This is a genomic window from Variovorax sp. Sphag1AA (assembly GCF_014192575.1).
Taxonomy (GTDB): domain Bacteria; phylum Pseudomonadota; class Gammaproteobacteria; order Burkholderiales; family Burkholderiaceae_C; genus Variovorax.
In genome coordinates this window covers 243,271-267,053 of record NZ_JACHYC010000007.1, presented here as the reverse complement: position 1 = coordinate 267,053, position 23,783 = coordinate 243,271, and the positions used below count along the sequence as shown (strand labels likewise).

The following is a 23,783-nucleotide window of genomic DNA, read 5'->3' as shown; positions in this document are numbered from 1 at the left end:
GCGGAAGAGAGACTGTAGACCTTGCCCATTCGCGGATAAAGGCGCCTTGGCGCACGGACTCACGAGGCAGATTCATCAATGCTCCCTTGAAGATCAAGTCAGCGCGGGACGAGTTCACTTGGGCAGCGCGTAGGCGACGATCTTGGTGCTGAGTCGAGTCTTGAGCGACGCGCGGCCGCCTGCAGCGATGACGACGAACTGTCTGCCGCTAGTCGGAGACTGGTAACTCATTGGCGTCGCCATGCCGGCCCCGGGCAGGTCGGACTGCCAGAGTTGTTCACCCGTAGCCGTGTCGAAAGCACGAAACATGCTGTCCACGGTGGCACCGATGAAGGTCAAACCACCGCGCGTGGTCACGGTGCCCCCGCTGTTTGGTACTCCCATCGTGAAGGGCGAATGCGTTCGCATGCCCAGCGGTCCGCTGTCGCGGCCGTTCCCAAGCGGCTTGCTCCAGATGACCTGGCCACCCTGAAGATCCACGGCTGTGAGAAGACCCCATGGCGGTGCGCTGCAAGGCACGCCGAGCGGGGACAAGAACTGTCCATTCTTTGCAGCGTAGGGCGTGTTCTCCTGTGGCGCCGCGGCTGCGCCCTGGCCCTTGGTACCATCGAAGCGCTCTAGCCCACGCCTCCTTGCCTCTTCGCGCGAGAAGACCTCGACGACGCTGGGCAGCCGCATCCAGTTGACCATCATGATCCCACGGTCAACATCGATCGACACGCTGCCCCAGTTGATGCCACCCGAATAGCCAGGATCGAAGAGCGTCGTCCGATTCAATGAGACCGGTGTCAAGGTGCCTTCGTAGTTGGCACGCCGGAAGAGAATGCGGCAGGCCAGTTGGTCGAATGGCGTCAGTCCCCACATGTCGGCCTCTCGCAGCTTGGCGCCGCGGAACGAGGGCATGTCGGTCGAAAACGGCTGCGTGGGAGACACACGTTCGCCAGGCAGGGCGCCGTGCTGCGGGACTGGACGTTCCTCGACAGCCTTGATCGGCTCACCGGTCTCACGGTCGAGCACGAAGATCTCGCCGCGCTTTGTCGGTTGGACCAACGCATGACGCACGCCATTCGAGGTGGGGAAATCGATCAGCGTGGGCTGCGAGGGTACGTCGTAGTCCCAGATGTCGTGATGCAGAGTCTGGAAGCGCCAGCGGCGCTGGCCGGTCTCGGCGTCAAGGGCAATCACCGAACTTGCGACATCGTCGTCAAACGGCCGCCGTTGCGCCCCATAGAAATCCGGCGTGGCATTTCCCATGGGCAGGTACACCAGGCCCAGCGACTCGTCGGCGCTGATCGGCGCCCAACTGTTCGGCGTAGCAGCGGTGTAGCTCTCGCCCGGTGGAGGCGCACCACGACGGTCAGGCCGGCCGGCATCGAAGGCCCAGCGAAGCTGGCCGGTCACGGCATCAAAGGCACGAATGACGCCGGAAGGCTCGCCCCAATACTGCCCGTCCATGATGGCTCCGCCGAGCACAACGTTGCCGCGAACGACTTGCGGCGCCGAGCTGACGTAGTGGTACCCGGCTGGCACGTCTCCGAGCCCCTCAAGAAGCTTGACGCGCCCCCGCTCACCGAAGCCAGAGCAGGGCAGCCCCGTGGCGGCATCGAGCGCGAATAGTTCCGGCGTCTGGCTGGTTGCCAGGATTCGCTCGGTGCAGGCTCCCCGTGCCTGCGGCACCCGGTAGTACGACACGCCGCGGCAAGGCTTGCCCGATGGCAGTCCCGCATCACTCATCGCGTAGCGCCACCGTTCGCGCCCGGTCTCGGCGTCCAGCGCCACAACCACGTTGTGCCCGTTGCAGACATAGAGGGAGTCGCCCACATTGATGGGCGTGGTCTGCAGGCTGCCGCGCACGCCTTCAAAAGGCCCCACGTCCGCCTCCCACGCGACCTCGAGTTTGTCCACGTTCTGCGGCGTGATCTGAGCCAGCGGGCTGAACCGCGTGCCCCCTTGATCGTTGCCGTAGTGTTGCCAATCGCTGCCCGGCGTGCTCGCAAGTGGTTGTGCGAGCGGCTGAGGCACCGCGGCTGCGGCGCCGCGTTCCCACAAGGGATCAACGGGCAGGCTCGGGCCCATGCTTCGAAGGCCAATGCCTACCAAGGGCGCAAGGACCATCGCGCTCACGACCACAGGCCAGAGGCCCCTCCGGCGAGGATGGCTTGCGCTGCGTCTGGAAGCACGCCACCATCCGAGCAACATCGGAAGTCCGAGCACCAACGGCGTCGCGAGCCGAGCTACCAGCCCCCACGGATCGAAACGCACTTCATAGACCGCCCATGCCAGCGTTCCGGCCAGCATGGCGCAGTACGCCCAGTGCGCGAGCCCATTGCCGCGCCAGAGCAGGATACCGCTCGCCCCGATCGCCAACCCAGTCAGGACGTAGTAGAGCGATCCGCCTTCACTGACAAGCACGGCGCCACCAACTGCGAGAACTGCACCGACGATCACCAGCAAAATCGCGTAGCCCCGCCAGAGCCAGCGCATTGGAGAGGATTCGTGGACGTTCAAAGGGTTTTTCATTGCCATCGGGTGTTGAGATCGGAAGTCGGCGCGGGTAGGGCACTTCCAGCCAGACCGGTGCATCGTCAGAGGAAGGCCTGCGCCTGAGCCGAGGTCACACGTCAAGTGCACTCGGCAAAAAGCGAGGTTCCATTGGAAGCCGCACATCGCACGAGATAAAGCCGCTAAGGCCGCACGCCCCCATGACCTGGGCTCATGAATGACAGCGGCGATGCGGCGACCGTCAACGACGCGGCGACAGGCGAAGCAATCGGTCGCTGGAAGGCCCTTCGGCCCGAGGCGAACGGTTAGTCGTGATCACGTAGATGTCTCGTCCTACCGGCAAGACATCTCGAATGCGATCGTCCGATCTGAACAGCGGCCTCAGGGACTTGCGCGATTCATCCGCGACGTAGAGTCCACGCGCCCCGAGCGCCGCGACGAGCAAGTCATCGCCCGCAAAGGCAGCACCCGATGGCGCCCAGGTGTCGTTGCCCGATTCGAGCCAAGCGGGTTCCATTCCGGCGCGGCTTGCACTTCCCTCGACCAACGGCCACCCGTAGTTCAGGCCAGCCTTGACGATATTGATTTCATCGTGACCCGACTGGCCGTGCTCGACCACGTGGAGCACGCCCCGCGAGTCCCAAGCCAGGCCTTGAGGATTGCGGTGGCCATAGGAGTAGACATACGAAGCCGGAAACGGGTTGTCCTTCGGCACCTGGCCGTTGAGCATCATGCGAAGGACCTTGCCGGCGAGGCTGTGCAGGTCCTGCGGGCGCTGACGGCTCTCTGTCCACCCGGTCGTGACATAGAGCAAGCCGTCGGGCCCAATGGCAATACGGCCTCCGTTGTAGAGGCGGTGCCCCGGGATGCCGGAAAGCAGCACCCGCGTCTCTCGCCACGCGTTGCCATCGAAGTGCGCCTCGATCACCTTGTTGCTAAGGCCTGCTTCGGACCGGTACGAGTGGTACAGGTAAGCGACACCGCTCTGTCGGAAGTCCTTGGCGAGCGCCATGCCCAACAGGCCTGCGCCGCCCTCCCGGGCGATTGGATCCGAGGTCTTCAACATGCGACGCATGAGTCGGCCGCGTTCGATGGTGACGATATTGCCGGCAGCTTCTGTGACGAGAAGCTGTTCGCCCGCTTGCTCGATGTCCCACGGATAGTCCAGGTCGCGCGCGACGACGTCCACCACCCAGTTCTTTGTGGCCATTTGCTGCAGAGGCAAGCCTTTTCCCGGCTCTTGCGCCAACGCGCCAGCAAGCGGGCAACAGCTTGCTGCAAAGATCCACTGGGCGATGGGGCGCCGCCACTTCATTCCTGCATCCTTCCGTTCACGCGTTGCATCGTCGCGCGGCGGCACGCGAGCCTACAGATTCTTCCCAAAGAAATCGGCCAGTTTGGCCACCGCCGGCGTCACGTACTGGGGCTTGTCGTAGAGATCGAAATGCGAAGCCCCGGGGATCACCATCAGTTCTTTCGGCTGCTTCGCCTTCTCGAACGCGTCCTGGCTGAACTTGAGCGTCTCGGCCTTGCCCCCTGCGATCAGCAGCAACGGGCGAGGCGAAATCGCTTCCATCTGCGAGAACGGAAAGTACGCCATGTGCAAGCCAGGGCTCGTCACCACATATTGGTTCCTGGCGCCCGGATGAGCGCCTCGCGGCGTAAGGTAATAGTCGTAGGCCTCGCGAAAGAACCCCGGCGTCTGGTCCGTCCACTTCTCGCGCCCCGGAATGAGTTGCTCCACGAGAACGGTTTCGCCCGCGGCCTCCTTGTTGAGTTGCCGATCGACGTTCGCAAGGATGTTGAGGCGATCCTGACGCGAAACAGGCATCCCCTCAATACCCTCTCTCGTCGCGGCTCCGATGTCGTAGCTCACCACGCCGGCCACCGCCTTCACACGAAGGTCGGTCTGAGCTTCGTCGAGCGTGTAGCCGCCACCCGCACAGATACCCAACGCCCCGATGCGGTTCGCATCGACCTGAGGCAGATTGCTCAGATACCCGATCGCACTGCGTATATCCTGGACACGATCCGAAGGATTCTCGAGGTCGCGCGGCTCTCCCCCGCTTTCGCCGTAGTGGGAGGCATCGAACGCCAAGGTCACGAAACCCTTTTCGGCAAGCTTCTGCGCGTACAGACCGGCCGTTTGCTCCTTCACCCCGCCCCAAGGGTGCGTCACGACGATCGCCGGATACCTCTTGCTGCGATCGTAGTTTGGGGGTGTGTAGAGGTTACCCGCCATCACGATCGCTCGATTGTTGAACGAGACCTTCATCGCGCCCGCGGCGTTCTCGCCCTCCGCCACACTGGTCGCACTGGCTCCGCACGTGACTGCGGAGAGGGAGAGCAGGATGGCCGCGGAGACGGCAGATCGTTTCAGTGGCGACATTTTCAAGTTTCTTCCGAAGCTGATTGAAGAAGAAGCCATCCTGCCGGCTTGAAGCCTCTGGTCGACCGCGAAGATCATGCCGTCGCACCGGCAGGGAGCATTCAGTGAAATTTAAGTCTGTGCGACTCCTGAGACTAGATGGCTGAATCCGCATGCCGCTATGACTGGTACGCATGAATGCAGTTGGCAGACCACTGATCGCCGGTGGACTAAGAAGGTGACTTCAGATCGCATCGATCCCGCACCGCGAATCACGAGCGGCGGCGAGAAGCCAATGGCCGGTTGCGATCCGGTCCGTTCGACCGAGCGTCATGCTTCGGTTGCTGGTTTCGTCCGAGTTCCTTCCGCCGAGGCGGCACGGTTGTCCAGCAATTCCCCCACCACGCGCAGATGGAGACGAAGCAAGTGCAGTTCGGACTCGTAAGCGCGCGGGAGTCGAAGCTTCCTGATCTCAAGGTCGATCTCAACGATGCGCCTTCTCACAGCATCCCAATCAGCATCCTCGCCGCGCGGTGCCATTTCGCTTTCGAGATCCGTCAGGACTCGATGCCATCGACCGAGCAGGCGAAGGTGAAGCCACCTGTAGATTCTCGGCGCGAGCCCAAGCAGTGGAATCAAGGTCGCGACAACTGGAATGACGAAAAATCCGATTCGATTGAGCAGGGAGGAGAGCCAGAACGACGTGTACTGCTGCCACAAGCCCGGCCCGGAGCGGTAGAAGGCCTGCGCCGTCGGCGAGAGCGGCAAGTCGCCGGCCTGCTCGGCTGGGAACTCGCCGAGGCGATTCAAGGGTCCCGGTCCACCATGCACCTCGCGCATCGCCCGAAGCAGCAGGTACTGCAGCGCAGGATGAAGGTCGTTGCGTACCAGCAATCGATTCTGCAGCGCAAGCATGCTCACGTCCGCGCTTGGAACATCGCGACTGAGGCTGATCAGCCCGCGCGAGAGTACGACATGCTTCAAACCGGGAACCGTCTTGGAAATCGCCTCGGCTTGCGCGACGTTCATGAGATGCATATCGGCCATGTCCAGTGCGTGGAGGATCAATGCATCGTCATACTGGGCCGGGATCATCACCAAGTCGAGCATCCCATCCTCCAAGGCCTGCAGGGCGTCGGCATAGTCAAGGTTCGAAAGCCCGATGGAATCGTCCCATGCCCCGGTGGTCCGCAGAACGTCGAGCACCAACGCGCGCAAGGCAGACCCCGGAAGGCCGATGGAAATCCGCTTGCCTCGCAGTTGGGAAAGTCGTTCCGGTGGCTCCATCCCCTTGAAGAAGATGAAGACCGGCGTGTCCGAGATTCCGCCGAGTGAATGGAGGACGGCTGCGTCGTTCGCCTGCGTGAAGCCGAAGTTCGTCAGCGCCGCCTGGACGCCGGAGTTCTTGTCACGCAAAGCATCGAAGTGCTGGATTGCGCTTGGATAGTTCCGGACCTTCAACTCGACGCCGTCGCGTGCGAGGATTGCCGCATACCTTCTGGCATAGACGTCGTAGGTCGTACCGGGAATGCCCGCCGCAATGGCGAACTGGCGCGGCGGCAATGGATCCACCCAACGATAGAGAGCGCACAGAACGCTGACGACCACGATCGCCCACAGGATGAAAAAGGTCGAGGGTTTCCAAGCCAATAGCCGCATCTGACTGCACCTTCGGGGTTGGCGTACGAAGTCGACACCATGGGCGCCCTACGCCTCTCGTCGCTGCGAGGATCGCGCGCGATCAGGAAGTCTATCCACACATGGAAGCTCGCCCGGCGTCTCTACCCGGAAACGCCATCAGCGAAGCTCCTCGACGTGACCCTGGCACACGACCACGACGGGCGGTCGCGCGCTCGCGGCAGCCCGATGCCCCCGAAACGGGAGCCTGCGCTAGCTAGCTCTTGGACACCAGGGGACAGGTACTCGCCGACAACGGCTGGAAGGCCTCATCCCCTGAGATAGTTCGCCGGATCTTGATGATGTCCCACTCATTCTTCGACTCGGCCGGGGTCTTGACCTGTGCCAGGTACATGTCATGCACCATGCGGCCGTCCGCCCGAATCTTTCCGTTGGCGGCGAAGAAATCATTGACGGGTGTCTCACGCATCTGTTTGACGACAACGTCCGCAGAATCGGTCTTCTGGCTCTCGACCGCCTTCAGATAGTGCATGGTCGCCGAGTAGGCGCCAGCCTGGATCATCGTCGGCATCGCCTTGTGGATCTCGAAGAATCGCCGTGAGAAGTCTCGGGACTCCTGGTTCCTGTCCCAGTAAAAGCCCGTGGTGAAGAGCATTCCCTGAGCAGCGTTCAGGCCGAGCCCTTTGACATCGGTGTCGAACATCAGCAAGGTCGCAAGTGTCTGGTTTTTCGTGATGGCGAACTCGGCGGCCTGGCGAATGGAGTTCTGAGTGTCCTTGCCCGCATTCGCAAGCCCAACGACCTTGGCCTTGGACGCTTGCGCCTGAAGCAGGAAGGAAGCGAGGTCCGGCGCGTTGAGCGGGTGCCTGGATGTGCCGAGGATCTTTCCACCCATGGCTTGGACTACGTTGGTCGTGTCTCGCTCCAGGGACTGACCGAACGCGTAGTCGGCCGTGATGAAATACCAGGACGTACCCCCTTCCTCCATCACCGCGCGGGCAGTTCCGGTGGCGAGGGCGAAGGTGTCGTACACCCAGTGAATCCCGTAGGCAGAACATTCCTTGTTGGTGAGCGCCGTGGACGCGGAGCCAGCGAAGATGATGGGCTTCTTCTTGTCGGCTGCAACCTTTTGCATCGAGATGGCCGCCGCCGAGTCCGTCGACTCGATGACGAGGTCGATCTTGTCGACATCGAACCATTCGCGAACCTTCGACGCGGCAACATCTACCTTGTTCTGGTAGTCGGCGGTGACGACTTCGATCGGCTTGCCTTGCACCTTGCCACCGAAATCCTTGACTGCAAGCTCGACGGCTCGCACGACGCCCCGCCCTCCATTGGCGGAATACACGCCGGTCATATCGACGATCACGCCGATCCTTACGACGTCATCGGATATCTGGGCCGCGACGGGGCCGGAGGTTGACGCAATGGCAAGTGTGAGGGCTGCGACTCGAGATCCGTGCTTCATCGTGGTGTCCTTGATCTTCTGGTGGCCGGAGGGTTTGTCTCGACGACAGATCGGCAAGAAGCGTGCCGCGCGGAAAGCCGGCGCTGAATCTTCGAATCGAAGACTCACGCGGGCGTTGAACGATTCGTCACCCGTGGGACCGCCACGGTCGACCCTCTTGACCGGCAAGGCCGAGGCACAGCGACAGAGACCAGCGAGATGGCGGTCGGGTGACGATTGCCTTTGGCCCCCGCCGCGGTCATCCCTTGTAGATGGTGCATCCTCCATCTACCGCCAGTTCCGAGCCGGTCACGAAGGATGATGCATCGCTCGCCAGGAACAGTGCCGCAGCCGCGACTTCCTCCGGTCTCCCAAGACGCTTGAGCAGGTAGCGATCGAGGGAGGCCTTCTTCTCCGCCTCCGAATGACCTTGCTGGCGAAAACTGATCCGAACGGTGTCCACCGGACCGGGCGAGAGGATGTTGACACGCACGCCTTGGGCGGCATGGTCGACTGCCATCACACGACCGAGTTGCAACAGCGCCGATTTGGTCGAAGCGTATGAAACCCGGCCGGGCGCGGCTACGTGGGCGTTCATCGAGGAAACATGGATCACGGACCCGCCACCAGCTTCGACCATCCACGGCAGTACGGCGCGAGACATCAGGAACGAGCCGGTCAGATTCACCCGATGGACCTTCTCCCATTCGGCCAGGTCGATCTCCAAGATGCTTCCGCTTCGATCCAGCGCCGCGATGCTGTTAACCAGGACCGTGGGCTTACCCAGTTCCGCCACCAAGCGCTGCACGGCGTCCAAGGTTTGTGCCTCTGAACTCACGTCGCACGTGATGGCGATCGCCCGCCCGCCCTCGGCCTCGATGGCTGCAGCGGTTGCGTTGACTCGTTCGGTGTCCAGATCGATACACGCGACGCTCGCGCCGACCTTCGCGAAGAGCTTGCAGATGGCTGCGCCGATGCCTCCGCTGCCGCCCGTGACCACTGCGATCCGGTTGTCCAATCGAAATATCTTCTCGTCCATCCGCGTTCCTGTTCCGTGTCTGCGTTTAACTTGATCAGACATGAGCAATTGCGATGCCATGAGGTTGCCGCGACGGATACGCGAACACAAAGACTTGCGCACGCTGCCTTCCGGACTCAACGAGCTCTTGACGTCTTTTCTACGGACATGTGTTGCCGGCGCACACAGCGGGCCTTTGGCGCGCCATCGGAGATGGCATGAAAGCTGCCTTATCCGCGCACCTCGCGCCGGAGAGCCGAGGCAACCAACCAGAACGGCGACAAGTATGATCTCAAGCAGCTTCTTCGTTCCTCACGAACGGCTCTATCCGCGGTACACCCGCAAAGTGATGATGGGCGCCTCGCTTGCGCTCGCCGCGCTTGGCGCGGTGTCCTCCATCGCAGCCCCACAACCGAGAAGTGAGTACACCTCGCCCATCGTCACTACCACTGGGGGCGCCGTTCGCGGTGTGAGGGAAAACGGGGTGAACGTCTATCGCGGCATTCCATACGCCGCCCCCCCTGTCGGCGAACTGCGCTGGCAGCCTCCTCAGCCTCCGAAGCCTTGGCAGGGGATTCGCGAAGCCTCGAAGCCGACGGCCAGCTGTGCCCAGGTTACGACCCTCGGTCCTTTCGCGGGCCCGGCAAGCATCCAAGAGGACTGCCTCTATCTCAACGTCTACACCACGGGCAAGACAGGCGGGAAAGCCGCAAAGCCCGTCATCGTCTGGATCCATGGAGGCGGAAACTTCACGGGCGCGGCCAAGGACTACGACGCGACGAAGCTGGCTACCGGCGGGACGGATGGCATCGACGCAGTGGTGGTCACCTTCAACTACCGCCTCGGTCTACTGGGAACGCTGTCGCATCCTGCGCTCAATACCGAGGGGCATCCTTGGGGCAACTACCAGACGCTCGACCAGCAGGCTGCCTTGCTTTGGGTCCAGCAGAACATCGCTCGATTTGCCGGCGATCCATCGAAGGTGGCATTGGGCGGACAATCCGCGGGAGCCTACGACGTTGGCGCCAACCTGATATCGCCCTCCGCCAAGGGCCTCTTCAATCGGGCGATCCTGCAGAGTTCACCGGCCTTCTTCGCTTGGACACCCTCGGCGGCAACCGCTCTCACCGCCGGCACCGGATTCGCCGTAGCTGCCGGCTGCCCTGGTTCCGACTCTGCAACGGCCAAGTGCCTTCGGGGTCTGTCGGTGGCTCGCATCCTTCAATTGCAGGGCACCCCAACCGCGGGTGGATCCTATGTAATTGGTCGCCCCTTCGTCGATGGAACGATCGTTCCCATGCAGCCCGAAGAGGCGTGGGTTTCGGGAAAGTTCAATCGCATGCCGGTGATGGGCGGTTCCGTCCGAGATGAGGTGACCTTCTTCACGGGCATCAACGAGTATTTCTCGGGGCCACCCCAAGCACCCATCTCCGCATCGCAGTACCCCTCTATGACGGCACCGGGGGCCTTCTGCATCTACTGCAATGCCAATCGGAAAATGCCCGAAGGCATCGCCGAGCAATACCCCTTGTCGGACCACAACGGCGATCCAATGATCGCCTACCAGCGCATCAGCACCGACGCGGCGAGGTGCGCCGAACTTCACGTTTTGCAGAGGCTGGCACCACAGGTTCCGACCTACGCGTACGACTTCGCCTATCGCAATGCGCCGTTCTATTTGCCGAAGATGCCTGGCTACAAGCCGGGCGCCTCGCACACAATCGACATCCAGTTTCTATTCACGGGGTTCCATGGCGGCGAGCTGGGCGTCAATCTCGACCAGATGTCGGGCATGCCACGAGGTCTGAACTCTGATGAGGAAAAGCTCTCACATCAGATGATCGCCGCTTGGACCCATTTCGCGGATACCGGCAATCCCAACGGAAGTGGGGATGCTCCTTGGCCGCGACTCAACGAGGGCAACGATGGGCGATACCTGGTTCAGGACATCCCGATGTCGAGCAAGTCAGTTGCTGCTTTCCGAGCGGACCACAAGTGCGACTTCTTCGACGCGCAACTGCAGTACTGAGCCTGATTCTGAGAGAAGAAACGCCGGCGTCTGCCGGCGCTTTATCGACAAGCCGAGGGGAGCCTCTAGGAATACCCCTCTGGCATCCTCTGGCACTTGGCCCACAAGATTTAGCTCGGGTCTAGCCATCCCTCGGTATCGCCCCTATGGGGGCGACTCTCGAGCGCATCACTCTGTGGTGACGATGTGCGTTTCCCGGATAAGCTTGCCCCAGCGGGCGTAGTCCGCCGCGACGAATTTTTGAAACGCTTCCGGCGAGGCGAGCGTGCGTGGCGACACCGACGCTGTTTTCAGCTGAGCGCGAACGTCGTCACGCGCCATGACCTTGGCGATGGCGGCGTTCACTTTGTCAATCACATTGCGAGGCGTCTTGGCAGGAGCCATCAAGCCATACCAGCTCATGGCGACAAAGCCCGGAATGTCTTCCCCTACCGTGGCGACCTCCGGTAGGAACTCAGTCCGCTTAGGACTCGTGACTGCGACTGCAACGAGTCGCTTTTCCTTGAACATTGGAACCAACGGAGGAAAGTCCGCAACCAAGCCGTCGACATGGCCTGCAACCGCATCGGCCAGCGCCGGTCCGCCTCCCTTGTAGGGCACGTGGATGATGTTGTTCTTGGAAGCGAGGTTGAGCGACTCGATCACCAGATGCGTCAAGCCACCGGCGCCGGCCGACGCAAGCGTGATCTTCTGTTTCTGGGAAAGCTGCAGGAGATCCTTCACCGTGTTCACGCCGAGCCCGGGACGCACGGCGAGTATCAGTGGCGTGTCGCCGACGAGGTTGATCGGCGCGAAGTCCGTCAACACGTTGTAGGGCGCCTTCGGCATCGCCTGCGGTGAGGCAGTCATTGAACTGGCAGGTGCGAAGAGCAACGTGTAGCCGTCTGGCGTTGATCGCGCAACGAAATCGCTCCCGATTGTGCCGCTCGCGCCCGCCCTATTCTCGACGACGACCGTTGTGTTGAGTGCTTCGCCGAGTCGAGGAGCGATCGCGCGCGCGGTGTAGTCAACCCCGCCTCCAGGCGAGTAGGCGACGATCAGCTTGATGGGCTTCGAGGGATAGTCTTCTGCGAGACCCGGCGTTGCCCAAAGAAGAGCCGACGAGGCGATCGCGGCACATACCGCACGCCGGCGCAAAGCTCCTGCGGTATGAGGTTCGAAAGAGGGACTAGGCTTCATTTAAGTGTCTCATTGGTCGTTGTGGAAGTCGGTGCGCAATACGAAGCGTTGCCGCCCTCGCATCTGCTTTGCGGTCACCATGGGGGCCCTGTGCAACCGTCATGCCAACACCGGGGCTCACAAGAGAGAGGCCCGAGCTCCGATCGCGGCGCAGGTTGCGTAGCGTTCTCATGCAATCAACGCCAGCGCATCCAAGGGGGTAGGCGATGTCCGTCGCGAAGACGGTCATGTCGTCAGAGACGACAGCGGCGAACAGCCAACGCAGCGTGATAAGCCGACCCTATGTCTCGACCCACCGCGTCACGATCGACAGAAGGTGACGGTGCTTCGAGTGGGCACCGGACTTGCGTTGCCCCCGCTCAAATCGGCAAACCCGTTTTGCACGATGGATCACCTCCCACACGAATCAATGCACTGGAGAACTGGAATGAAGGTCGGATATGTCGGATTGGGAGCCATGGGCCGTGCCCTGGCACTTCAACTGAAAAGCACGCACTCTATCGTCGTCTGGGACAACAACCCCAAAACCCTTGAGTCCCTCCCCAGCAAAATGATCGCCGCCAGCAGCGCTGCGGAACTGGCTCGGCAGTGTGATGTCGTCTTCCTCTGCCTGCCGAGTACACCTGACGTTCAGCAGGCCATCTTTGCTCCGGGCGGGCTCCTCGAGGGGTTGTCGGCCGGCAACCTGCTCGTCGATCAGACCAGCGGCATGCCAGGGGACACACGGGCGCTGGCAAGTTCCTTGAGCGAGCGAGGCATAGCCATGATCGACGCACCGATCTCTGGATCGCCGGAAGTTGTAGCCCAAGGCAAGGCGACGGTGATGGCATCAGGCCCAGACGACGCCTACCATCAAGCGCTCCCTTTGCTTCAAGCCATCAGCCCCACGGTCATTCGCTGTGGCACGCGGGTCGGAGATGCGCAGGCCATGAAACTGGTGAACAACGCGATGAACGCGGGCAGTCGGCTATCCACCCTCGAAGTCGTGGCCATGGGCACAAAGATGGGTCTTACGCTCGAGTCCATGACCGATATCCTGAACAAGGGGTCTGGACGCAACTACACCTCGGAGCACATGCTGACAGCGCTAGTGCAAGGCAAGACGTCAACAAACATGGCTTTGCCGCTGATGCTCAAGGATTTGAACCTTGCAGCCTCGCTGGGCGTGGAATGCGACGTGCCAATGCACATCTCGAACGTCGTCCGAGGCCTGCTGCAGATCGGCGTCAACACGCTCGGTCCAAAGGCACGCCTGGAGGATGTGGTTGGCTTGATTGGATCGATGGCGGCCACACGTCTAGCACCGGCCCCGCAAGTTCAGGCTCCCCCACAAAACTTCCCCGAAGTCGCCGCGCGAGAACCTGTCGTGGGCTATGTGGGCCTCGGCGTGATGGGTGGCGCTCTGGCGCGCAGGATGCTGCTGTCACGGAAGCTGCACGTTTTCGACGTGCGCACAGAACTGGCGCGCGAGTTGGAGGCTCAAGGGGCGATTGTTCAGCCCGATCTGCCGTCACTTGCGCGTGCCTGCGACGTGATCATGGTTTGCGTGCCAACTTCAGCAGTGGTTCGCAAGCTCATTTTTGGACCGAATGGACTGGCTGAGGGGCTTGCCGCAGGCAAGATCATCGTCGACCAGACCACAGGTGATCCCACCGAGGCCCGAGCGATCGCCAATGACTTGCGGAGGCTCGACGTGTCACTTGTGGACGCACCGGTGGCTGGAGGACCGCGCGGCGCGGACGCTGGCACCATCGCCATCTACTATGGCGGACCTATCGACATCTTCGGGCCAGTGCGAGCGGTGCTCGAATCGATCAGTCCCAACGTTGTGTACTGCGGCGACACGGGCAACGGACATGTCGCCAAGCTCGTCAATGCATCGATCGCCGCGACCAATCGTCTGATCACCTACGAGTGCGCTGCGTTGGGGGCCAAGTACGGGCTTTCCGTGCCGAAGATGGCAGAGGTCATCAATCAGAGTTCCGGAAGGAACGCAGGCTCCGAGCGCATCCTGCCGGTCTTGGCGACGCACGGCACGTCCGCAAACTTCCAACTGGAACTGATGGTCAAGGATCTGCGTCTCGGCGCGCGCATGGCGATCGACGGCGGCGCACCGATGATCATTGCCGGCGTGATTCGCAACTTGTTCGAGATCGGCATGAATCACCTCGGGCGCTCTGCGAACCTGGACGACATGGCGCATCTCTTCGAGGAAATGGCAAGCTTCAAGTTCGACGCATCTTGAGTGGTCGGCTCGGCACCTCGACGGTACAGCGGTCTTCTGGAATGAAGGTCGCTATTCCAGCGTCAGGTCGAGCCGCGAAAAGGCCGGACCGAGTACAGATTCGGTCCACCGAGGCGTCACCCTACCGGGGGTGATTTCACGTCGAGCGGCATGGTGTGACTGCACCCCGAATATCGGGCGAGTCGGGGAGGCCCCAAAAGGGTTCCGCAACGAGAGGCGCGACACACGCACGCCACTCTAGAACTCTCGTCTCATATCGCAGCCTCGGCGCTCGCGAGCATAGTGCGCGGCTCACTGCGAGAGACGCGCTCCGACAAGCAATGTCGGCTGTGCTACTGACGTGCGTACAACCACGGCAGGGACCGGTACCGGCTGGGGCATGTCCTGCAGGCGCAGCGCCAGCCCGAAGCTTGCGAGCACGGCGGCCTTCACGCCCAGTTGCTTCCGTCAGGGTGTGACGCGCACCATCATTTTCGTGAATCCGCGCATGGAGGACGAATGTACGCGCACCGGTTCGCCTTGAACTTCGATCGCAGAGAAGCGCCTGAGCAGTCCTTCCCAGAGGGTCCCAAGTTGCAGCTCCGCTGTGCGGCTTCCCACGCAGAGGTGGCTTTCCTTGCGAAGCGCGCTGCTTACTTCTGCGCCATCGCCATGTAGTCCACGCTCAGCTGCGAGAGCGTGCGCACGCCCAACAGCAAGCTGGACTCGTCGACGAAGAATCGCGGCGAGTGATTGGGCTCGGCCTTGCTGGCGTCCTTGCCGACCGGCGTGGCGCCAATCATCACGAACAGTCCCGGCGCCTGCTGTGCGAAGAAGGAGAAGTCCTCGCCGCCGGTGCCCTTGGGAATGACCATAGCCTTGCCGCCGGGAACTCGCTCCAGGCTGGGTGTCATCTGAGCGGTGAGTTTGGCGTCGTTGATGGTGGGCGCGTAGCCATCGGCCTCGAAGTGCACATGCGCCTCGCCGCCGCCGCTCTGCGCAATGTGCTCGGCCGTCTCGCCCATGCGCTTGATGTAGAACTTGCGCATCTCGTCGTCGTAGGTGCGCAGGGTGCCGCTCATTTCGGCGTTGTCGGGAATGATGTTGTAGCGGGTGCCAGCCTGGAACGTGCCCACGCTGAGCACCGAGGGCTCCTTGGTCACGTTGACCTGACGGCTGGCAATGGTCTGGAAGCCCAGCACGATCTGCGAGCCGATCACGATCGGGTCCACGCCCAACCAGGGCTGCGAGCCATGCGTTTGACGGCCCTTGACGCTGACCTTGAAGGTGTCGGAGCTGGCGGTAATGGGACCGGGCTTGTAGCCGATCTCGCCGGTGTTCAGGAACGAGACCAGGTGCAGGCCGAACACCACGTCGGGCTTGGGTGAATTGAAGGCACCTTCGGCCAGCATGCGACGCGCGACGCCGATCTCGGCACTGGGCAGCTTCTCTTCGGCCGGCTGGAACATCAGCTTGATGGTGCCGGGCAACTGCTCCTTCATGCCCGCCAGCACCTCGGCCACGCCCATCAGGATGGCGACGTGGCCGTTATGGCCGCAGGCGTGCATCACGTCCACCTCCTTGCCGTCCCAGGTGGTGCGGGCCTTAGAGGCAAACGGCAGGTCCACCTGCTCCTTCACCGGCAGAGCGTCCATGTCAGCGCGCAGCGCCACTACGGGGCCGGGCTTGCCGCCCTTGAGCGTGGCCACCACGCCGGTCACGGCGACGCCTTCGCGCACTTCGTAGCCCAGCGACTTGAGGTGCGCGGCCACCAGTGCGGCGGTGCGCTTTTCCTGGTTGCCCAGTTCCGGGTGCTGGTGAATGTCGTGCCGCCAGGCTATGACCTTCTGCTCCACCGCCTTGGTCCACTCGGCCATCTGCGGGTACAGCGGCACCGCCAGGGCGGGCGCCGGAGCGGCCGCGGTAGCGGAAGACGGCGACTGTGCCTAGACACCCATTGCGCAGACAGTCAGGACGACGGGAAGGAAGGTGCTGGGTCGCAGGAATTCGCGGCGTGACATCGGTGAGGTCCGTGAAGAAGGGTTGAAGGGGAGGTTCGAGAACCCACAAGGCTATTCGGGGCAGCGAATAGCCTCCAGGCACTGGCTTGTATGGATCGGAAGCAATGTCAATTTCGCAGTAACGAAGCTGGCTTCCGAATTTGCCTGGTGCGAAGCAACACCCGCGGCGGTCAGCGATTCACCTGCCGCTGCAGGTGCGCCGGATACCGGTCGCCCTGAATCACGACTTCGGAGAGCGCGATCTGAATGCTTTTCAGGTCGGCGCTCGAGAGCTCAACGTCCGTTGCACCGAGGTTCTCGTCGAGGCGATGCAGCTTGGTCGTGCCCGGGATGGGTACGATCCATGGATGCTGGGCCAGCAACCAAGCGAGTGCAATCTGTGCGGGCGTTGCATTCTTCTCCTGCGCAATTTGGCCGATAAGCGTTACTAGCGACTGATTGGCGGCGCGCGCTTCGGACGAGAAGCGAGGAATGCCATTGCGGCGGTCGCTAGGATCGAACTGCGTCTGCGCGTTGATGGCGCCGGTGAGGAAGCCTTTACCGAGCGGACTGAAGGGGACAAAGCCGATGCCGAGCTCCTCCAGTACGGGCAAGAGTTCGGCTTCCGGTTCGCGCCACCAGAGCGAGTATTCGCTCTGAAGGGCGGCAACGGGCTGGACGGCATGCGCGCGACGGATAGTAGGGACCCCTGCCTCGGACAGACCGAAGTGCAGCACCTTGCCCTCGCGGATCAGGTCCTTGACTGTGCCGGCAACGTCCTCGATGGGCACGTTCGGGTCCACGCGATGCTGATAGTAGAGATCGATCACGTCGGTCTTGAGTCGGCGCAGAGACCCTTCGGCCGCCGCCCGGATCTGCTCCGGCCTGCTGTTAAGCCCTGCCTCGCGACCTTGCTCGTCGAACTGGTAGCCGAACTTCGTCGCGATGACCACGCGACCCCGAAATGGCGCTATGGCCTCCCCGAGAAATTCCTCATTGGTGAAGGGACCATACACCTCCGCCGTATCGAAGAAGGTCACCCCGCGATCGAAGGCCGCTCCGATCAGTTGCACAGCTTCTTCCTGGCTTAGGTCAGATCCACGGCCGTAGTTCAGCCCCATGCAGCCAAAACCGAGGGCTGAGACCTCGAGACCATTTTGGCCAAGTTTTCGCTTTTCCATCTGCAATTCCTTTCTGTTCAGACCGCAAGTCCATGAGAGCAGCGACTCCACTTCGGATATCGCACGATCATCCGGCGCGGAACACTGCTTTCACGTTCATATGCTCCATCAGACCTTCGTAGCCCATGGCGGCCCCCATGCCGCTGTCGCGAACGCCGGCAAACGGCATTTCGGGCACGCTGGGTGTGAAGGTGTTCAACCCAACGATGCCTACGCGCAGGCCTTCCTGGATGCGGCGTGCGCTCGCGATGGTCGATGTGAACGCGTAGCCCGCCAGTCCATATTCGGTCGAGTTCGCCGCGCGAAGCGCGTGCTCCAGGCCGTTGACAGGCTGGAATGATGCGACAGGCCCGAAGGGCTCTTCCCGCATCAGTCGCGCCGTATCGGGCACATCCGTCAATACAGTGGGATGCCAGAAGTACCCCCCACCACTGCGACCTGGCCCACCGGTGAGGATCCGACCTCCATGGGTGAGCGCGTCATGCGTCAGCTCTTCCATCGCCGAGACCCTCCGGCCCTGGGCAAGCGGCCCCATGTCCGTCTCGCCATTGGCACCGTCGCCGACGGTCAGCGACTTCGCGCGTTGAACAAACGCATCGACAGTGCGCTCGTACACGCGCTCGTGCACGAAGAATCGACTCGGCGCGGTGCAGATCTGCCCCGCATTGCGATACTTGCTCGCGACGGCTGCTGCGACAAAAGCGTCGATGTCAGCATCGTCCATCACGATCACGGGCGCATGCCCCCCCAGCTCGAAGGTCACTTTCTTGAGCGCAGCGCCGGCCAGCGTTGCCAAGTGACGACCGACACTCGTCGACCCGGTGAAGGTGATCTTGCGGATGTACGGGGATGAGATCAGTCGTTCCGACACCTGTGCCGGATGGCCGAAGAGCACCTGCAACGCAGCGGGCGGAACACCGGCCGCGTGAAACATCCGGGCGAGCGCAAGCACTGCGCTCGGGCATTCCTCGGCGGGCTTGATCACCACCGAGCATCCCGCCGCGAGCGCATGACCAATCTTGCGCGCCGCCAGGGATATTGGATAGTTCCACGCAGAGAATGCGGCCACGGGGCCCACAGGATCCAGCAGAACCAGTTGCTCCATATGTGGGAACCGGGAAGGCACCACACGCCCGTAGAGACGCTTGCCTTCCTCGCCGAGCCATTGGACCAAGTCGGCCGACCCCAGAACTTCGGCGCGTGCTTCCTTCAGCGTCTTCCCCTGTTCCGATGTCAGAAGCGAGGCCAGGCGCTCGACGTCCGCGCGCATGGTGCTGGCCGTTGCGGCGAGGATGTTGGCGCGCGCCAGCGGCGTGTGACCACGCCAGGCTTCGAAGCCGGCCCGTGCCGTTTCGGCCGCAAGGTCGATGTCTGCCAGACTTGCCAGCGTGAGTTCGCCAATGCTTTCGCCAGTCGCGGGATTGACGATGGCGCGGCGCTCACGGCCTTCGCCGGTGAGTTCCTTGCCGTTGACGAGTAGGGGGACTTGATAGATCTGACTGTCTCGCATTCGTGTATTCCAGATGGGTGGTTGTGCCGCAGCGCCGCCTAAGCCGGTAGCTTGCGAAGAATGAGGTCCGCGGCTTTCTCCGCGATCATCACCGTCGGCGCGTGGGTGTTGCCGGAAGTGACGTACGGCATGACCGAGGCGTCCGCAATGCGCAGCCCACGAACGCCGCGCACGCGAAGTTCCCTATCCACCACCGCCAGGTCATCGGTTCCCATTCGACAGGAACCGACCGGGTGATAGGTTGTGCCGCCCGCGCGCCGCGCGTAGTCCAGCAGTTGCTCGTCCGTCGTCATTTCAGCCCCTGGCATCACCTCCTCGGCGCCGTAGGCAGCGAAGGCTTTCGCGAAGAGGAGGCGCCGAGCCCAGCGCAATCCGGCCACCACGCACTTTTGGTCGACTGCCGACTGCAGGTAGCCGGGTGAGATGATCGGAGCCACTTCCGGTCGCGGCGATATCGTCCGGATATGCCCGCGACTCTCCGGACGCATCTGCCAGACTCCCATCGACATTCCTGGCTTCGATTCAAGGACAAACTTGCCACCGAGCTCGAAGCTCGCCGGAATGAACGAGATCTGGAGATCCGGGATGTCGAGTTCGGGCGAACTCTTCAGATAGCCTGTGACAAACGATGGGGAGGCCGTAAGGATTCCCTTGCCACGCACCATGTAGTTGCAAACCTCGGCCATGAGGCGCAGACCCCTGCCCTGCTCGTTCAACGTGGTCATGCCGCGCAGTCGCCGTACAAGCTTGGATGTGTAGTGATCCTGCATCCCGTGTCCGACGCCTGGCAAGTGGTGCCTGACCGCTATACCGGCGGATTGAAGCTGCTCACCATGGCCGATGCCGGACAGGTTCAGCAAGTGTGGGGTGTTCACTGTTCCACCACATACGATCACTTCTCTACGCGCCGTGGCCGTCTGCTCCACGCCATCGACCCGATAAGTGACGCCACGGGCGCACCGGCTCGCATCCAGATCGATGGAGCAGACCAACGCGGAGGTCTTGATTGCCAGGTTGGAGCGCCCCATGACAGGCCGCAGATAGGCCGTAGCGGTCGTCTCACGGAACCGGCCGTTTCGAGTCTGCTGGGCCTGGCTCACCCCCGCGCGATAGTCGCTGTTGTAGTCCGCCAGCACGGGTAACCCGGTTTCGGCGGCGGCTCGCAGGAAATCTCGCGCAACCGGATGCAAATCGGCGTAGTCGGACACAACTATGGGACCGTCCCGTCCTCGCTTGGTGGGATCGCCGGATGCATAGCTCTCCGAACGCATGAAGAAGGGCCGCACGTCTTCAAACGACCATCCCTCGCAACCATCCCGGGCCCAACGGTCATAGTCGTATGGCAGGCCCCAGGACTGGACGAGACCGTTGATTGCGCCACTGCCGCCGAGAACCTTGCCACGCGGATAGTCGAAGCTGCGTCCCCCGAGCCCCGCTTGCGGCTCGATCTTGTAGCCCCAGCTGGAATGGCCGGATTTAAGGACACGAAAGAATCCCGCTGGAACACGCACGTAGGGATGTCGATCAGACTTGCCTGCTTCCAGCAGCAGAACGCTCGCCCCGCTGTCTACCAAACGTCGCGCTACGACTGCTCCGGCAGCGCCACCCCCAACGACCACATAGTCAAACTCACTCAAATTCATCTCCTTGGGGGCCATGCGAGCCCCACTGGAAGTGGTCGCGGGTGAAGCGATGGAGCCCGTTCATGGCCGACGGCAGACTCTTCAGGTGCCGTATGCCTTGGTGGCGATACCTCCCGGGGGTAAATCTCACCGCTTGCGATCACCTTCTCGTCGTTGCTACGGCTGCAAGCTCGAGCAGAAGTGCCGACATGCTGGCCGGCAGCACGAAGGTCCTGACCTCGATTGCCTTCCAGGACATACCTTCAAACTCTGCGCGACTATCGATGCAGTGCGAGTCATGGCAGGCGGTAGATGCGGCGCGCGGTGCCGCCGAGGATCAGCTTCTTCTCCTCGAGAGAACAGCCAGCGATCAAGCGCTTGAACATATTCCAGACTGTCCCGTACGGCATGCCGGCCTTCTCCACGGGAAAGTTGGACGAGGCCATGCAGCGCTCCGCCCCGAAAAGCTCGAGACACGGCTCAAGATAGGGTCGCCACAATCGCTCCAGTTGCTCCGAGGTGGGCGGGATCTCCGCAGTGCTGAAGTCAAAATTTCCAAGGCACATCAGGAGCCCACCCAACTTGACCGACACATTGGGGCAAGTGGCGAGTTCCTTCATGCCGGCCAACCAGTTGGCGTGAACCTCCGCTTCCCTGCCCACATATGACGAATGCCCAAGCGGACTACCTGTGTGCACCAGCACGATCGTCGCGTCCGGATGGGCCCGCGCGAGCGCGGTAACCTGCGAGAGTTGAGTGTGAAAGACGCTGGCATCGAATGACAATCCCATCGAGGTCAGCAAGTCAATGCCCTCTCCGAATTCCTTCTCCAGGTATACGCCCGTGCGATCCGCGCCGACCGGACCATTCACGGCCGGATCCGGGTCCCACTTGCCGCGCTGCCGCACGCCCCGAAAGCGACCGTTGGCAGCTTCGACGTGAGCTTCAAGGGTTGCGCGCGTCCGATCCCCGAGGGTCAAATCCGCGTAGCCAACAATGGCGGCCGCAGCCTGACAGTTGGTGTACTTGCCGCTTGCTGCCATCGCCGCCATTCCGACTGCGAATTCCGTCTCTCCTACCCAGCGCAGATGCTCGGGCCCAGTTGCACGATACATCGCATGGCATTCGATGAACACCGTTGCATCGATGGTGTGACCCGAAGCCGCGACGTCGCGTGCAAACTCAGGTACGAAGTACCTGTACCCGGTCTTGTGATCCCAGAGGTGCATGTGTGGATCGACAATCGCCAGCTCCGGCTCGATCGGGGCCTCTGCGGGCACACGGTCCAACCAGGCATGGTCCGGCGCGCGCGTGGCCGTGAATAGAGACGTAGCTTGCGGGGTAGCGGAAGAGCGCGATTCGTTGGCCATGTCTCAGGCCCCCTCAAATGCAATGCCAGCCATGGACTCGTAGAGCTTGGCCATCGAATCAATGCTGGCCTGAGGTCCAAGCTTGTGCGCGCCGATCTCGTACAGACTACCGACTGTGCTGGCAATCAGCATCGGAGCGCCTTGCTCAATGGCCAGTTGGCTGACCAGCATCAGATCGTCCACCATTGCGTGCAGCTTCACGGTAGAGGTCGTCTTGGCAGACGAGAGCGAAGGCAGAATTCGCTCCGAAGCGGCGCTCCAGCCAGTGCTCTTGTTGATCAGCATGTCGACGTCAGAGAGCTTGAGCCCGTAGGCGACGGCGATCGAAGCAGCCTCGTAGGTCAGCAGGAGGTTGCAAGCTGCCACCGCGTTCTGAATGAGATGGAGTTCCTTCTCTCCTGCCACCTGTGCGTTCGGATAGGGACCTTCCTCAGCATCGGCTGGATCGACGATGCGCGTTCCCGCCATTGACTCGATCAATCCCATGACACGGTCGAACTGCACGTCCTTGCCCAGCGTACTCACCCCGATCTGCAGCAGTCCCCGCACGATGTTCGCCAACGTCGTCGGCACGCCGCAGACCTTCCCCAGCTGAATGGATTGGCTGATGTCCTTGAGCATCAGCGCCATGGCGAAGTTGGAGACCGCCGCCTTTCCATCAACGATGCCTTGCAGCGTGACCTTCGTCGTGCGATTGCAAGCCGGGCCGCTGTTGATTGCGTCTGTGATTGCCGCGAGCGACAGTCCAAGCTTTCTTCCGAGCGCCACGACCTCGAGCGCCGCAAGCCGACACCCGGCGCTCAGCAGGTTGTTGACGAGCTTCATCGCTTGCCCGTCACCCACGCGTGCGCCACAACGAAACACGTTGGAGCTGATCGCTTTCAGCACCGGGAGAGCTCGGTCGTGGTCCGCCTGCGTCCCCGACGCCATGATCGTGATCGTGCCAGAGGCTGCACCGACCACGCCACCGGAGACCGGCGCGTCCATCATGGCGATTCCGCGCTCGGCCAGCTCGTTGGCGATCACCACGGTCTCGCCTGGCACGCCGCTCGTTTGGTCCACCACGAGCTTGCCAGCGGACAAACCTTCGGCCAGACCGCCAGCGCCGAACATCAGCTTGCGCACATCCGACGTCCGTGGCAGGCATAGCAGGATGATGTCGCACTCGCGCGCGAGGTCAGCCGCCGTAGGGGCGACTGTGGCTCCCAGTTCCTTGAACGTTTCGGCCGCCCCTTCATTGAGGTCCCAGACCGTGAGGGGGTACGCGCCTACAAGGCGACGTGCGAGGACGCCGCCCATCGAACCGAGGCCGATATACCCCACCCTCATTTCACTGTCCCTTGCTTGCCTTCGGCTTCGAACAGTGCAAGCGCGGCCCGGCCGGCAGCGAGGCCTGCGGGCCATCCTGCGTAGAAGGTGACTTGAACGATCAGGCCACGCAGCTCATCGAGCGTGATCCCGGCTTCCAGACCACGGGACATCCAGGCTTTCATCTCGTCGATCTTGCCGCCGGCGGCGAGTACGCCAAGCGTCACGAGAATGCGGTCGCGCCGCGAAAGCTCGGGCTGCTCCCAAACGTCGCCGAGCAGCACATCCTTGCGAAGGCGTGCAAGCTCCGGCACCTGTTCATAGATGCGGGCAGATTCAGAAGATGCGGTAGGCAGTGTCACAAGTTACTCCAGATGGTTGGTTCGG

The 23,783-nt window shown here is 62.2% G+C and carries 16 protein-coding genes; 2 read left to right on the top strand and 14 right to left on the bottom strand.

Annotation, left to right across the window (positions count from 1 at the left end; translation table 11 throughout):
* Positions 1-114 precede the first annotated feature (114 nt).
* The 6 genes from FHW64_RS27175 to FHW64_RS27150 form a co-directional block, all read right to left on the bottom strand.
* Positions 115-2,484, bottom strand: a complete 2,370-nt coding sequence (locus FHW64_RS27175; RefSeq protein WP_221210519.1) for a membrane-bound PQQ-dependent dehydrogenase, glucose/quinate/shikimate family — start codon at positions 2,482-2,484, stop codon at positions 115-117.
* Positions 2,485-2,743: 259 nt separating this feature from the next.
* Complete coding sequence (locus FHW64_RS27170) at positions 2,744-3,862, bottom strand: sorbosone dehydrogenase family protein (protein ID WP_311733373.1); 1,119 nt, start codon at positions 3,860-3,862, stop codon at positions 2,744-2,746.
* Positions 3,863-3,868: 6 nt separating this feature from the next.
* The gene (locus tag FHW64_RS27165; RefSeq protein ID WP_260306389.1) at positions 3,869-4,969 is read right to left on the bottom strand and encodes an alpha/beta hydrolase; all 1,101 of its coding nucleotides are present in this window, start codon (positions 4,967-4,969) and stop codon (positions 3,869-3,871) included.
* A 231-nt stretch (positions 4,970-5,200) separates the two neighbouring features.
* The gene (locus FHW64_RS27160) at positions 5,201-6,529 is read right to left on the bottom strand and encodes a TAXI family TRAP transporter solute-binding subunit (protein ID WP_184531340.1); all 1,329 of its coding nucleotides are present in this window, start codon (positions 6,527-6,529) and stop codon (positions 5,201-5,203) included.
* Positions 6,530-6,764: 235 nt separating this feature from the next.
* Positions 6,765-7,976, bottom strand: coding sequence for an ABC transporter substrate-binding protein (locus FHW64_RS27155; protein WP_184531339.1), 1,212 nt, complete (start codon positions 7,974-7,976; stop codon positions 6,765-6,767).
* Between the two features lie 238 nt (positions 7,977-8,214).
* The gene (locus FHW64_RS27150; protein ID WP_221220716.1) at positions 8,215-9,096 is read right to left on the bottom strand and encodes an SDR family NAD(P)-dependent oxidoreductase; all 882 of its coding nucleotides are present in this window, start codon (positions 9,094-9,096) and stop codon (positions 8,215-8,217) included.
* Positions 9,097-9,259: 163 nt separating this feature from the next.
* Here FHW64_RS27150 and FHW64_RS27145 point away from each other — a divergent pair, with 163 nt between their 5' ends.
* Complete coding sequence (locus tag FHW64_RS27145; protein ID WP_260306388.1) at positions 9,260-11,002, top strand: carboxylesterase/lipase family protein; 1,743 nt, start codon at positions 9,260-9,262, stop codon at positions 11,000-11,002.
* A gap of 168 nt (positions 11,003-11,170) precedes the next feature.
* Here the strand turns inward: FHW64_RS27145 and FHW64_RS27140 are convergent, their stop codons facing one another.
* Positions 11,171-12,181: a tripartite tricarboxylate transporter substrate binding protein gene (locus FHW64_RS27140; RefSeq protein ID WP_184531337.1), complete on the bottom strand. Its 1,011-nt coding sequence runs from the start codon at positions 12,179-12,181 to the stop codon at positions 11,171-11,173.
* 385 nt (positions 12,182-12,566) lie between these two features.
* On the opposite strand from FHW64_RS27140, the gene FHW64_RS27135 reads away from it, so the two are divergent.
* Positions 12,567-14,426, top strand: a complete 1,860-nt coding sequence (locus FHW64_RS27135) for an NAD(P)-dependent oxidoreductase (RefSeq protein ID WP_409350652.1) — start codon at positions 12,567-12,569, stop codon at positions 14,424-14,426.
* A gap of 632 nt (positions 14,427-15,058) precedes the next feature.
* On the opposite strand, the gene FHW64_RS27130 is transcribed toward FHW64_RS27135, so the two are convergent.
* The 7 genes from FHW64_RS27130 to FHW64_RS27100 all read right to left on the bottom strand — a co-directional run bounded on the left by FHW64_RS27130 (position 15,059) and on the right by FHW64_RS27100 (position 23,758).
* A complete protein-coding gene (locus FHW64_RS27130; protein ID WP_311733372.1) occupies positions 15,059-16,300 on the bottom strand; it encodes an amidohydrolase in 1,242 nt (413 codons plus the stop codon).
* Between the two features lie 296 nt (positions 16,301-16,596).
* The gene (locus FHW64_RS27125) at positions 16,597-17,586 is read right to left on the bottom strand and encodes an aldo/keto reductase (protein WP_184531335.1); all 990 of its coding nucleotides are present in this window, start codon (positions 17,584-17,586) and stop codon (positions 16,597-16,599) included.
* Between the two features lie 67 nt (positions 17,587-17,653).
* Positions 17,654-19,096: an NAD-dependent succinate-semialdehyde dehydrogenase gene (locus tag FHW64_RS27120; RefSeq protein ID WP_184531334.1), complete on the bottom strand. Its 1,443-nt coding sequence runs from the start codon at positions 19,094-19,096 to the stop codon at positions 17,654-17,656.
* Between the two features lie 38 nt (positions 19,097-19,134).
* A complete protein-coding gene (locus FHW64_RS27115; RefSeq protein ID WP_184531333.1) occupies positions 19,135-20,733 on the bottom strand; it encodes a GMC family oxidoreductase in 1,599 nt (532 codons plus the stop codon).
* A 281-nt stretch (positions 20,734-21,014) separates the two neighbouring features.
* On the bottom strand, positions 21,015-22,088 hold the full coding sequence (locus tag FHW64_RS27110; RefSeq protein ID WP_184531332.1) for an amidohydrolase: 1,074 nt from the start codon (positions 22,086-22,088) through the stop codon (positions 21,015-21,017).
* A 3-nt stretch (positions 22,089-22,091) separates the two neighbouring features.
* Complete coding sequence (locus FHW64_RS27105; protein WP_184531516.1) at positions 22,092-23,417, bottom strand: NAD(P)-binding domain-containing protein; 1,326 nt, start codon at positions 23,415-23,417, stop codon at positions 22,092-22,094.
* A complete protein-coding gene (locus FHW64_RS27100) occupies positions 23,414-23,758 on the bottom strand; it encodes a carboxymuconolactone decarboxylase family protein (protein ID WP_184531331.1) in 345 nt (114 codons plus the stop codon). The genes FHW64_RS27105 and FHW64_RS27100 overlap by 4 nt, the downstream gene beginning before the upstream one ends.
* Between the last annotated feature and the right edge of the window lie 25 nt (positions 23,759-23,783).